The sequence below is a fragment of the Floridaenema evergladense BLCC-F167 genome, assembly GCF_041929205.2.
Lineage (GTDB): Bacteria > Cyanobacteriota > Cyanobacteriia > Cyanobacteriales > Aerosakkonemataceae > Floridanema > Floridanema evergladense.
In genome coordinates this window covers 351,073-362,777 of record NZ_CM171625.1, presented here as the reverse complement: position 1 = coordinate 362,777, position 11,705 = coordinate 351,073, and the positions used below count along the sequence as shown (strand labels likewise).

12 protein-coding genes and 1 pseudogene are annotated in these 11,705 nt (G+C 39.6%); 6 read left to right on the top strand and 7 right to left on the bottom strand.

All coding sequences use genetic code 11. The annotated features are described in order from the left end of the window. From ACE1CA_RS01670 to ACE1CA_RS01650, 5 genes are all read left to right on the top strand, one after another. Positions 1–150, top strand: coding sequence for a hypothetical protein (locus tag ACE1CA_RS01670; protein WP_486517617.1), 150 nt, complete (start codon positions 1–3; stop codon positions 148–150). Between the two features lie 26 nt (positions 151–176). Further along, positions 177–791, top strand: a complete 615-nt coding sequence (locus ACE1CA_RS01665; RefSeq protein ID WP_413278428.1) for a Uma2 family endonuclease — start codon at positions 177–179, stop codon at positions 789–791. A 14-nt stretch (positions 792–805) separates the two neighbouring features. Then, on the top strand, positions 806–1,393 hold the full coding sequence (locus ACE1CA_RS01660) for a Uma2 family endonuclease (RefSeq protein WP_413278429.1): 588 nt from the start codon (positions 806–808) through the stop codon (positions 1,391–1,393). Positions 1,394–1,477: 84 nt separating this feature from the next. After that, a complete protein-coding gene (locus ACE1CA_RS01655) occupies positions 1,478–1,690 on the top strand; it encodes a PASTA domain-containing protein (RefSeq protein ID WP_413278430.1) in 213 nt (70 codons plus the stop codon). Between the two features lie 89 nt (positions 1,691–1,779). Then, the gene (locus ACE1CA_RS01650) at positions 1,780–2,187 is read left to right on the top strand and encodes a hypothetical protein (protein ID WP_413278431.1); all 408 of its coding nucleotides are present in this window, start codon (positions 1,780–1,782) and stop codon (positions 2,185–2,187) included. Positions 2,188–2,326: 139 nt separating this feature from the next. Here ACE1CA_RS01650 and ACE1CA_RS01645 read toward each other — a convergent pair whose 3' ends face one another. Continuing rightward, positions 2,327–2,929, bottom strand: coding sequence for a thioredoxin family protein (locus ACE1CA_RS01645; protein WP_413278432.1), 603 nt, complete (start codon positions 2,927–2,929; stop codon positions 2,327–2,329). Between the two features lie 67 nt (positions 2,930–2,996). Between ACE1CA_RS01645 and ACE1CA_RS01640 the strand changes: the two genes are divergently transcribed. Beyond that, positions 2,997–3,401, top strand: a complete 405-nt coding sequence (locus tag ACE1CA_RS01640; protein ID WP_413278433.1) for an NIL domain-containing protein — start codon at positions 2,997–2,999, stop codon at positions 3,399–3,401. 7 nt (positions 3,402–3,408) lie between these two features. Here ACE1CA_RS01640 and ACE1CA_RS01635 read toward each other — a convergent pair whose 3' ends face one another. The 6 genes and pseudogenes from ACE1CA_RS01635 to ACE1CA_RS01610 form a co-directional block, all read right to left on the bottom strand. Next, positions 3,409–4,446, bottom strand: coding sequence for a DUF3616 domain-containing protein (locus ACE1CA_RS01635; protein WP_413278434.1), 1,038 nt, complete (start codon positions 4,444–4,446; stop codon positions 3,409–3,411). Between the two features lie 134 nt (positions 4,447–4,580). Beyond that, positions 4,581–4,691, bottom strand: a pseudogene (locus ACE1CA_RS01630) (DJ-1/PfpI family protein); the annotation flags it as partial. A 184-nt stretch (positions 4,692–4,875) separates the two neighbouring features. Continuing rightward, positions 4,876–7,746, bottom strand: coding sequence for a Calx-beta domain-containing protein (locus ACE1CA_RS01625; RefSeq protein WP_413278435.1), 2,871 nt, complete (start codon positions 7,744–7,746; stop codon positions 4,876–4,878). A gap of 445 nt (positions 7,747–8,191) precedes the next feature. Further along, positions 8,192–10,333 carry an aminodeoxychorismate synthase gene (gene pabB / locus ACE1CA_RS01620; protein WP_486517616.1) on the bottom strand — a complete coding sequence of 714 codons (2,142 nt, stop codon included), beginning with the start codon at positions 10,331–10,333 and terminating at the stop codon, positions 8,192–8,194. A 22-nt stretch (positions 10,334–10,355) separates the two neighbouring features. Continuing rightward, the gene (locus tag ACE1CA_RS01615) at positions 10,356–10,742 is read right to left on the bottom strand and encodes a hypothetical protein (RefSeq protein WP_413277530.1); all 387 of its coding nucleotides are present in this window, start codon (positions 10,740–10,742) and stop codon (positions 10,356–10,358) included. Next, the gene (locus ACE1CA_RS01610) at positions 10,739–11,647 is read right to left on the bottom strand and encodes a TIGR02587 family membrane protein (protein ID WP_413277531.1); all 909 of its coding nucleotides are present in this window, start codon (positions 11,645–11,647) and stop codon (positions 10,739–10,741) included. Before ACE1CA_RS01610 ends, ACE1CA_RS01615 begins: the two co-directional genes overlap by 4 nt. Positions 11,648–11,705: the final 58 nt, after the last annotated feature.

Here is an 11,705-nt window from a genome sequence, read left to right as displayed (position 1 = left end):
GTGGTAAAAAACCAAATCTACGTAACCGACAGAAGAGTTAACGCTAATATCTGCGTTCATCTGCGTTTATCTGCTTTCATCTGCGTTCAAAAAAGCTTTTTTCAATTTGCTGGATCGGCACTAGGATCGATCGCACCTTGCTACAATTAAGTCAGGATTTACGAGGAAAAATTGCCATGCTGCAAACCGAATCAAAAACCATGAACTTGGAAGAATTTTTGGACTGGTATCCAGATGGTTACGGTCGTTTTGAATTACATGATGGAGTGGTTATCGAAATGCAAGCAACTGGAACACACGAACAAGTAGCCTCTTTTCTCGCACTTAAACAAGGAATCGAAATTGAACGTTTAGCACTCCCTTATTTCGTTGCTAGACAATGTGTAGTCAAAGCTGTTGATTCTGATAAATCAGGTTATAGACCAGATGTTATTGTTTTAGATGAAAATGCGCTGAAAGATGAACCCTTGTGGAAAAAGCGATCGCTAATTACCAAAGGTGAAACAGCAAAATTAGTTATCGAAGTAGTAAGTACTAATTGGCAAGATGATTATCTTCTAAAATTAGGAGAATACGAAAAGCTGGGAATTCCTGAATATTGGATTGTTGATTATTTAGGTTTGGGTGGTAGACGCTATATTGGAAACCCGAAACAACCGACTATTTCGGTTTACCAAATGGTTGAAGGGGAGTATATGGTGACTCAGTTTAAAGGTGAAGAACGGATACAATCTGCGATTTTTCCAGAGTTGAATTTAACAGCAGAACAAATTTTTAAAATTGGCGAATAAGGAGAGCGATCGCAATGATTACAACCACGAAAAAACTAACTTTTGCTGAATATCTCAAGTATAATGATGGCACTGATACTAAGTATGAATTAGTTAATGGAGAGTTAATCCCAATGAGTTTAGGAACTGGGAAACATGGGGCGATTACTAAATTTTTAGAACGAACTTTTGATGATGAAATTTCCAGAATTGGAATTAATTGGACGGCGCAAAAGTTTGCCGTTGGAGTGCGATCGCCTCGTGGAGGACGTTGGGATACTTCCCGAATTCCAGATATTACAGTATTAACTATAGAACAATGGGAATCACTTGCTAATCGGGAAGCAGTAATTGAATTAGATGAACCTCCGCCAATTTTAGTAGTAGAAGTAGTTAGCGAATCAACTAAAACTACAGATTATCGTGCTAAACGTTCTGAATATGCTGTATTGGGTATTTCCGAATATTGGATTGTTGATCCAATAGATGAAGTAGTAATAGTATGTTCTTTAATCGAAGGTTTTTATGATGCAGTTTCCTTTCGCGGTGAAGAACGGGTTATTTCTGGGAGTTTTCCCGAATTAAACTTGAGTGCAATGCAGGTTTTACAAGCAGGAAAGTGAAAATGATTACTAAACTTGGTGAATGGAATTAGTTGCAAACGATATACTAAGCAATTACCATCGTGATTCGGTAAGAAATTTGAGATGAATTCAGCAGCTAGTAGCCTTCCCAATCTAACAGGAAAATCTAAGACAGAAGCAATAACAATTCTCAATGTCCAAGGCTTTCAATTTAAAAGTAGCACTAGTGGTGGATACGAAACTTTCGAGCATCCAGATGGCAGTATAATACATATTAGACCTAGTGGAGAAATTGTCCGTACTGGGCCGAAAATTTTAGCTAGTAGTGACAAATAATATTATCGTCGTCGTTACGATCAATTTGGCAATCAAATTCAATTTGTCCCAGGAGCAAATACCCATAGTACAGGAGAACAACTGAGTTTATGACTTTCAGCATTACTCAAAATTTGCAGACCTTTCTAGAAGATTTAAAAAGTGCAGACTTAGTTGGGATATCTTTACTTCCGCAAAATTTGGGACTGCGCTTAGACTTTACTTTTGGGCCAGAATTTAACGATGTTTCGATCGCATTCTCCCACATCATCCACCTCGTACTTTCCCAACCTATCAATACAAGCACAGAAGAGTTTTGTTTCTGGGTAGGAGAAGTAGAACTAAGAGAATTAGAGTCAGATGGCAAACAAATATTATCTGCTTTATCCTACCCTTTTAGAAATCAAAATGGCACAATTGATGCCAATTCTTCTTTGATTTATTTCCGTTTGGTAGGAGATCTTTGCCTAGAAATAGTGTGTAATAATTATCAAATTATTTCAGAAGTAAACAATTAATTGGTGTTCCTGATCTTTGGGCGGTTAAAACCGCGACTACACAAACAAAGTCCGCCTACGCGGACTTCCAAAACCAGCGAATTTTGAAACCTGCGTCGGCAGGTTTTGTCTGTATAGCCCCGACTTTAGTCGTAGGGTTTTAGCTTTTTACTTGGCTACCATGCAGCCTTGGATCGTCAGAATTTGCTTTTTTTATAGTGACAGATGGGGTAAATTTGGAAACTTGTCCGGTAGTTTTAGCATAAGGTAAAGATTGACCTGCAACTAAAGCTTCTAAATTTGCTGCCATAATGGTTTTAGGTTGTTCGCCTATAGTTTGCGCGATCGCATTTCCCTCTTTCCCAAAAAACACAAAATGGGGAATTCCATCCACTCGATAACGCTCAATTTCTGGCAACCATTTGTTATTATCAACATTGAGCATGACAAAATTAATCTTGTCAGTATACTGCTGTTCTAATTCATTCATATCACTCGCCATCGCCTGACAAGTCGTACACCAATTAGCATAAAACTCGACTAATGTTGGTTTCCCATTACTCATCGCTATATCTAACGGCATGGAGTTTTCTGCTAAAGTGGTTAAGGTAGCAGTACTTGTCTCAGTTCGCAGCCCAAAAACGAAAGCAACTGAAAGGATAATTGCGGCGAAAACAATCAATAAATTTCTGACTCTTGCGCCAACGGTGGAGGCTGATTTTTCGGGAGATTCTATAGTAGAGTTAGGTGAATTTTTAATCATCGGATAGCTGAAAAAAGATTAGGGATTACTTTTAATTTAACTGAAGTTGCAAAAAGCGATCGCCATCATGAAAAAACGAGTTACTTTAACTTTCCCCAAACGTTCCGTACAAATGCCAGTAACTTATCGATTAGCAAAAGATTTTAACGTCGCTGCTAATATTATTCGCGCCCAAGTTGCACCGAATCAAATAGGGAAATTGGTGGTAGAATTATCGGGAGATATTGATGCTTTAGAAGCAGCAATGGACTGGATGCGATCGCAAGATATCGGCATATCTCTTGCTAGTCGAGAAATCTTAATTGACGAGGATGTTTGCGTTCACTGTGGTTTATGTACAGGAGTTTGTCCTACTGAAGCATTATCATTAGAACCGCAAACATTTAAATTGACATTTTCGCGATCGCGTTGCATAGTTTGCGAACAATGTATCCCAACTTGTCCCGTTCAAGCAATCTCGACTAACTTATAAATTGCCTTTAAAGCGAAAAAAGATCGGCAAAAATTCCATCAATTCCTTGTAGTCTTTCCTTTGCCGGAGAATCATAAATTACTAACAACGACTTTTGTTCTCCTTTGTGCCAAAATACCATTCCCTCCGCACGATCTACTCCTTTACCATAAGGAATATCTAAAATTGCATCAGGCTTCAAAAGAGATTCTTCCGGCAAATTTACCCCATTTTTGATGCGATAAAGTTTTACCGAACCATCTAAATCCATCGTTGGCCCCGCTAATACTAACAAATCTTCTCCATCAACAGCAAGTTCCCGAACTCCCAACCCAGAAAGGTAAACAAAATGTTTCTTGTAAAGTTTATCTCCTAACTTTTTCAACTTTAAAGTATTCGGGCTACTTTCCTCCACAGAAATTTCTAAAATAATTGCCCAACCTCGTAAAACAGGCCCCCGCAAACCGAGAAAAATCTTATCTTGATAAACCGCTAGACCTTCTATGTCAAAACCGTTTTCTTTAGAAGGAATTTGACTGACCAAAAAAGGCGCTAAATGTGGATCTTTTAGTAAAGCATCAATCAGCAGATTGCCATTTATAGTAGATTCTAACTTAGCTGCTGTTAGATTAATTTCTGGTTTTTCTGGATGAGGGCAAGACTTGCATAAAGTATTATCTTTCACTGGTATTCTTGCCAATAAATAACGATTACTCTCTCGTTTAATTTCCGACATTTTTTGAATATTTTCTAAATCCGATCGCTTGGCTTTCAGTTTAGGACGTTTCCAGCTATGAGAACCAACCAACCATATATAATTATCGGCATAATCCATGCCTTCAATATCTATTTCTTCATCAGAATTACCTGATAACTCTATAAAATTTTCTAAAGCAAATATTTCGTGATTGGCAAAAGTGCGATCGTCAGTTTTCATCAACCGTTCAATACTTGTATTTTCATCGCATCCCAACCATAAAACTTCCCCTGGACTCATAGCGATCGCAGATAAGTCTTCCCGAACCTTGGCAAACTTAAATTCAAATTGCAGTAAAATCTTTTCCATTTTGACACCCACAACAAAGGTATAGAGGGCAGAAGAATTTGCTCAGTTCTTACTTTAGCCCTCAGATTTTACTAGTTTGACACTCTCTAGGAGAAAAATGCAAGATTTCTCACAAACTTTTTTGAAGAATTATTATTTGTTTCCGCAAAATGGCGAGTAATTTCTAACACCCTTTGATTTAAACGAATGTATTCCGGTGCTCTTCCCCCAGGAACAACCAAAGAATCATAACTCGTTGGATCTAGGATCTACTTCAGCAAAATGTCACCGACGAGCATTAAAATTTTTTTGGCAGCCATTTTTAAGTTCTTAATCTTTTGAGTGTTTTGCTAGATCTATTTTGTAACAAAATAGGGAATAAAAAAAGAAAACCCACAGCTTAATCAAGCAGTGGGAGTAATAATTAACTATTTGCAAACCTTGCTATTTTTAGAAGGGGGTAGTAGCGAAGGGGTTGAAGGTGACAAAAGAAGCACCTGGCCCAGAAATGGCATTTATACCAGTACCGCCAACAACTGGCCCATCATCATCATCCCACCAGTTGTTAGTTGCATCGAGAGTTCCCGTACCACCGTTATACAAACCCGAATTGTTATTGCCAATTAGGTTATTGAAATTCACGCGAACAGTATTAGGGATAGTTGTACCGTTACTAACTGCCACACCATTGTAGGAATTAGTAATCAGGTTGCCACGAACATTTACTGTGCCTAGCAAACTTCCGTTTAAGCCAGAATTCCGTAGCCGAATACCAGCCCGATCGATACCTTGGCTAATATTAGTATTGGCAATTTCGTTATTTTCAATTGCGGCGCTACCACCAGCCAATTGAATCCCCTGTTGTCCGGCATTTGTTACCCTGTTGTTGGTAATGATGCTGCCGGGGTTAGTAATTGCATCAGCTGCAATACCTGGGCCAGTTAGATTGGCAATTACGTTATCTGTGATTCTAGCGTCAGCGAATCGGAAAGCTTGCAAGCCACTAGTAACACTACCAGGACTTGTGGATACGTCACGGATTAAGTTATCGATCACGCTTACACTGCCACCGCCAACACCTGTATCTAAGAAGATTACACCACCGTTAGTAGGCCCTAAGCCATTGAAGACATTTTGCCGAATTACCAAATTATTACTTACACCTTGCAGTCGAATCCCGTTTTCGCCATTTACTTGAATTGTCATTCCTTCAATGGTGACATTATCGACACCGGGAAGGATGGTGAAAACAGGAAGACCGGGCGCAGTGGAAATTAAACTAGGAGCAACTGTCGAACCGCTACCAGCGCTCACACCTGCATTCGCTCCCCGGATAGTTAAAGGTTTGTTAATAGTAACGGTGGTGCCTTCGGAGTAAAATCCTGCTTGTGGCACGATCAGATCGTTGGCGACAGCCGCAACTACTGCATCGGTAATTGTGTTGTAGCTTTGCTGAAATACGCCTGATGAGTTGTAGCGGAGGACGCGCCCAGCACCTACAGGTGTACCTGTTAATCGATCGAGATCGCTGTCCAATACCCGAACTGTAGCAGTATCAGCTGAACCTACTTGGTAAGGTAGGTCTTCTAATATTTTGACTGTCACCGTCTCAGCTGTTTCGTTACGACCATCTGCTACAGGAGTAACTACAACAGGTGCAGAAACAGACTGACCAGCAGCAATGGTGACTGTACCAGTTAAAGCTGTGTAATCTGTACCGGGAGTTGCTGTACCTGTGGTGGTATAGCGGATAGTCAGAGGTTGGCTGAGATCGTCTCCTGTGCGGGCAAACTGAAATGTGCCATCGCCTGCATTATCGGCGCGACCGGGTTCTCCGGCAGTTGGGTCAAGGGCAGCAACGAAAACAAGTGGTTTTGGTGGTGGTGGATCGTCGTTGTCTATAATGTTCAAAATTGCGGTATTTTGTGTGCCAACGATCGCGCCGCCTGTGGGGTTAACTAAGGCTAAATTGACGGTTTCTGTTGGTTCTACTAAGGTGTCGTCAACGATCGGCACATTAACAACTTGTGAAGTTACCCCAGGCGCAAAGTTAACATTAATTGGGGTGTTGTTGTAGTCAGCTGGGGTAGTAGCAGTACCATTGCTGAGGTTAACGGTGGCGGAAACTGCCCCGGAAGTGTCACCACTCCGAACAACGGTAACAGCTAAAATAGCCGTGCCATCTTCGTTGACAACGTATTGTGGGTTGCTAAATTGAATGGTTGGCGGATCTATGATATTGAGGACTGCGGTACCTTGTGGTCCGATCGCTGCACCTGGGGAAGGGTTGACTAAGGATAAATTGACGGTTTCCGTTGGTTCTGGGATTCCGTCGTTAACTACAGGAACAGTAATTATTTGGGAAGTTTGCCCATCAGCAAAGTTAACTGTAATTGGGGTGTTATTGTAATCTGCTGGTGCAGTAGCAGTCCCATTGGTGAGGTTAATAGTAGCGGAAGCTGGCCCTTCTAAACCACCACTCCGAACTACTGTCACTGCTAAGATCGGTGTGCCATCTTCACGAACAGTGAATTGAGGAGCACTGAACTGAATTACAGGTTGATTTACTGTTGCCGAGTAGTCGATTTTCTGAACTAGGTAGTCGGAACTGTCGGTGATGATGCCGTTGACGATCGGTACAGTACCAGTTGGGTTAGCGTATGCTCTGGCGGTGAATCTCAGTTCGTCAAAATTAGCATTGGAAATTTGAAATTTAAAGTCGCCATTTAGGGCATCATCGGCGGTGAATTTTACGCCGATTCCAGAGTTGTCGATCGAAGAAGAAAGACCACCACCAACGCGAGTAGCGTTAATATCTACAAGTTGCCCATCTTTAAATGCTTGCAAAAAACCAACTTCATCGCCAAATTTCTCAGCAGATTTAGGCGCAAATAAACTCAAGTCAATTAAAGCACTTTGAACGCTTACATTTGCTCCCCATTTAAAGGTTAATTCTTGGGATTGATTGTTATTTGGGTTATAGTTGATTTCGGCACGGACTTTACTCGCGTCGTTCCACCAACCATCGTAAGAGTCGGCAACACCAATACCAGCAATATTACCAAAGGTGTCGTTACCTGCTTGACCAGTAAGGGCAAAACTTAAATTAGTCAGGTTTAGGTCGGGATTGGTTGAGTAATTTAATAATGAAAGATCGGCGCTACCAGGACTATTAAATGATGAGGCAGTACTTCCGTTAATTGTTATACCTTGGTTATCGGCAGCTGTCAACCATTCGTTTTGAAAGTTGGTTAAGCCTAGTGCATCGTTGCTATAGTTGGTCGATCGTCCCAAACTGCCTGAAATAGGAGTAATAGCCATAAATTTCCTCCATGAGTAAAATTAGAAATGATTTGAATTCAGGACAAAACAGTTGTTTTTTTAGTCCTTGATGGTAGGTAGCAAATTTCTGCAAAATCAATCTTTAGGAATGATAAGTTGCTGCCAAATTAACTTACTTAATAGGAAATAATGGAACTTGGCAGGAAAATATTTGCTTTTAGCTGTTGAGCTATTTGTCCAATTTTCAATTCTTAAACTTGTTCCAGAATCGAGAAATTTGAACTACACATATTTTTCTTAAGGTTAATATCAGATCCGGAAAGTTCCTTGACAATTTTTTTATTAATTCTCTGCCAAAAAAAGTCGTTCTCAATTTACTTTTGAGTATGATTAATAAGGGGCTATGTAAAATTACGATGTAATTAAGATGTAAATGAGTTTTTATCCGTAAGAATACTCAGACAGTTTTTTTCAAATAATCTGTTCACTCATAAGAATGTTCGATTGTCAAGACTAGTGCCGCAATTAAAGCTTTTGCTTTGAGTAACATTTCCTGAAACTCTATTTCGGGATTGGAGAGTGCAACAATTCCACCACCAATGCCAATTGAAGTGCGTTCAGGAGTTAGAATAGCGGTGCGAATTACGATATTTAAATCAGCTGAACCATTTAATGCTAAAAAACCGATCGCACCCGAATAAACTCCTCGCGCTTCTTGTTCTAAGCGATCGATAATTTCCATAGTCCGAATTTTCGGTGCCCCCGTCATCGATCCGCCAGGAAATGATGCTTGAATACAATCTATTGCTTGGAGATCCGATCGCAATTTCCCCCTTATTGTTGTCACTAACTGATGTACTGTGGCAAATGTTTCCACATCCATTAATTTAGGAACATGAACGCTACCGATTTCACAAACTTTTCCCAGATCGTTGCGTAACAAGTCTACAATCATCAAATTTTCCGCTTTATCTTTTTCGCTATTCCGTAATAATTCCCGCAAAATTAAGTCTTCTTCGGGTGTTTTTCCGCGCCTTTGGGTTCCTTTAATTGGCTTTGTTTCTACCCAACTTTGCCGATCAATCTTGAGAAATCTTTCTGGAGAAGAACAAGCGATCGCAATTTCTCCAAACCGCAAAAATGCCGAATATGGCGCAGGATTAATTTGCCTTAATGCGCGATAAAATTCTACAGGATTGGAAATAGTTTCGGTATAAAGCTGATTTGTCAAACAAACTTGGTAAGTCTCACCTTGATGAATTTCTTCTAAACATTGGTGAATATCTTCGATGTAAGTTGAGTAGGAACGACTTAAGCGAAAATCTAAAGGTTTGTGTTTTTTTGGGGAAACAAGCGGTGGAAGTGGTGGGAGATTTTCTAGTTGATGTTGTATCTGATTAAACCAATTTTCTGTTACTTCGCTTTTTCCGGTTTCAATTAGTTGTAATAGGTAAATTGTTTGTTTTTGGTGATCGATCGCAATTAGGCGATCGGCAAGTAAAAACATCGCATCTGGCAAAAGTGAAGAATGTACAATTTTAGAACCACATTCTCCCTTAAGTTCATAACCAAAATAACCGACAAAACCACAGTTAAAATCAAAAGGTAACTCATCATTTTGACATTTACGAAGGTTTATTTCTCGTTTAAGGTAATCGAAAATACTTTCCTGACGATGGGTTACTGTTTCTGATTGAGTAATAATTAACTCTTGCTTTTCACTGTAGTAGCGTATCAATAAACTATTTATTCCATCTCCATCTCCCATGAACGAGAAACGAGATTGATTAGTTTCTACCAAACTACTATCTAACCAAAAAGCATTTGTTTTATCTCGAAATAGTTGAACAAAAATTCGCTCTGAATCTGGGTAAATATTTAGTTTTCGTATCTCTAGTTTAAATTTTGGGGATTGGGAGGAAGAAGTGGGGGGATGGGGGGGTAGGGGGATGGGGGGAGTTGTTGATGTAGATTTGGGATTCCCCCCACCTCCCCACCTCCCCATCTCCCCATCTCCCCATCTCCCCATCTCTTCCTCTCTGGTAAATTTTTGGGTAATGTCTCGGAAATTTTCTAGTAAAGTTTGTCCATATTCTGTGCAGATTGATTCTGGGTGAAATTGTACGCCCCACAATGGCAAATGTCGATGTCGCAACCCCATTATTAATCCGTCTTCTTCTGTCCAAGCTATTTTTTCTAAACAGTCTGGAAGTTCATTTGCAACGAGTAAGGAGTGATAGCGCACTACCTTAAAAGGATTAGGAATTCCCCGAAATAGTTCGCAGCCATTATGATAAATTTTACTGAGTCTACCATGTCTAACTTCTGGAGCATTAATAATTTTACCACCATAACAATAAGCTATTCCTTGGTGTCCTAAACAAACTCCTAATAAGGGTAATTTTATATTTTGAATTACTTGTTTGCAAATGCCAAAATCTGCTGGTTTTTCTGGACGACCGGGGCCTGGTGAAATTACTATATTATCAAAATCTAATGTTTGGAGATCTGACCAAGAAATCTCGTTGTTGCGAATTACTAAAGGTAGTTCTTGATTCACTTGTGCGATCGCCTGATATAGATTGTAAGTATAGGAATCGTAGTTATCAATAATCAGTGTTTTCATAATACAGGCATCTGCCAAGAAATCAGGGTTTTTCAAATCCTACAGCACGAGTTTTAATTTTTTCCACAGTACGAGGGTCTGTTTCAAATGTAACCCAGCCCGATCGCTTTGCACCTCTGGGTAAAAATTGAATCTGCAACTCGGCACTTTCTGCTTCTTTACCATCATTTTCTAAGACTACTTCAATTTGTACTGTTTGCGCTGTTTGTTTTCCTTTGTTTATCGCTACAACAGGAACTAGAAATTTTTGTCCTTGGGGTTGAGTTTCTCCTAGTTGAACTTCAATATTAGGTGGCACTTCGCTAGTAGTTGTAGCATCATAAATTAAATATCCCAAAGTGCTAACAACCAAAACTAACCCTACAGCAAAAATTATCCATTCTAACCAATTTTTTTCTAGTTTACTCATTGTAGTAATATCCTCCCTGCCGAAGCGCCCAATGTGGCTGGTAATGCTAAAACTACTGTTTCTGCTAAATTTATGATTGGTGGAAGTCCATCGAAGCGCCCAAAAACCCAAAGAATTGATGCGGAAGCAACTAAGGCTACTGCATAAGTAACAATAGTACCTGAAACTATAGTAAATAAGCTATAGGGGCGAGTAAACTTTTCCGCATCTATGAAGTTACTATAAAATAGAATTCCTGCCCCAAAAATTATTGAAACTAATGATAAAGCAAGCAATCTTTCCGAAGTAATTTGTGTGGCAATGACAATTACTTCTTCTGTAGGTGCAACGTTAGCGGCAAATAATACCGCACCGCATAAAGAAATTACCGCTTGTCCCCAAAAATCAATATGTTTATCTCCTGGACTAGGAATATTTAGATTGTTTCGATCGCCGTGCATTCCCGTATCAGGTTTATTATTATTGTTATCTCCAAGTTGTGCAGTTCCAACAGAAACTCCGATCGCAACAGTCATTGCTTCAACAATAACTTTCCCGACAATTTCATTAAAGTTCATTTCTAAGGTAATGCGTCCTAATAACCACAAAAAAATAGCAGCAACAATGATTCCTAATCCCATTTCTTCCACAGAATCAATTACTACTTCTAATGAACTGGCATCCCTTCTTAATCCGGCATAGCGGTTATAACCAAGTAGTAAGGAAAATGTGGCAAGAACATACAGAAACATCCGCAATGGTTCAATAGAAAAACCTGCCCACCAGACTTCCATTGTATACAGAATTGGCAAACTAAACATTACGCCACCAACTATGCCCCGAAAATATTCTTGAGAAGATTTAGTGAGCGATCGCACCATCTCCATTGAAGTTTTATGGTGATTTTTATCGGCAGGGGATCTCATTTTTTGGTAATATTATAAATTGTAGTAAGTTATAGTAACTATTTCTGCTTTAACTTGC

What these genes read in the sequence shown, in the direction of transcription:
- ACE1CA_RS01645 (WP_413278432.1), bottom strand. Translation starts at nt 2,929, where the DNA reads ATGATTAAAAATTCACCTAACTCTACTATAGAATCTCCCGAAAAATCA.
- pabB (WP_486517616.1), bottom strand. Translation starts at nt 10,333, where the DNA reads ATGAAAACACTGATTATTGATAACTACGATTCCTATACTTACAATCTA.
- ACE1CA_RS01660 (WP_413278429.1), top strand. Translation starts at nt 806, where the DNA reads ATGATTACAACCACGAAAAAACTAACTTTTGCTGAATATCTCAAGTAT.
- ACE1CA_RS01650 (WP_413278431.1), top strand. Translation starts at nt 1,780, where the DNA reads ATGACTTTCAGCATTACTCAAAATTTGCAGACCTTTCTAGAAGATTTA.
- ACE1CA_RS01665 (WP_413278428.1), top strand. Translation starts at nt 177, where the DNA reads ATGCTGCAAACCGAATCAAAAACCATGAACTTGGAAGAATTTTTGGAC.
- ACE1CA_RS01635 (WP_413278434.1), bottom strand. Translation starts at nt 4,446, where the DNA reads ATGGAAAAGATTTTACTGCAATTTGAATTTAAGTTTGCCAAGGTTCGG.
- ACE1CA_RS01640 (WP_413278433.1), top strand. Translation starts at nt 2,997, where the DNA reads ATGAAAAAACGAGTTACTTTAACTTTCCCCAAACGTTCCGTACAAATG.
- ACE1CA_RS01615 (WP_413277530.1), bottom strand. Translation starts at nt 10,742, where the DNA reads ATGAGTAAACTAGAAAAAAATTGGTTAGAATGGATAATTTTTGCTGTA.
- ACE1CA_RS01625 (WP_413278435.1), bottom strand. Translation starts at nt 7,746, where the DNA reads ATGGCTATTACTCCTATTTCAGGCAGTTTGGGACGATCGACCAACTAT.
- ACE1CA_RS01655 (WP_413278430.1), top strand. Translation starts at nt 1,478, where the DNA reads ATGAATTCAGCAGCTAGTAGCCTTCCCAATCTAACAGGAAAATCTAAG.
- ACE1CA_RS01610 (WP_413277531.1), bottom strand. Translation starts at nt 11,647, where the DNA reads ATGAGATCCCCTGCCGATAAAAATCACCATAAAACTTCAATGGAGATG.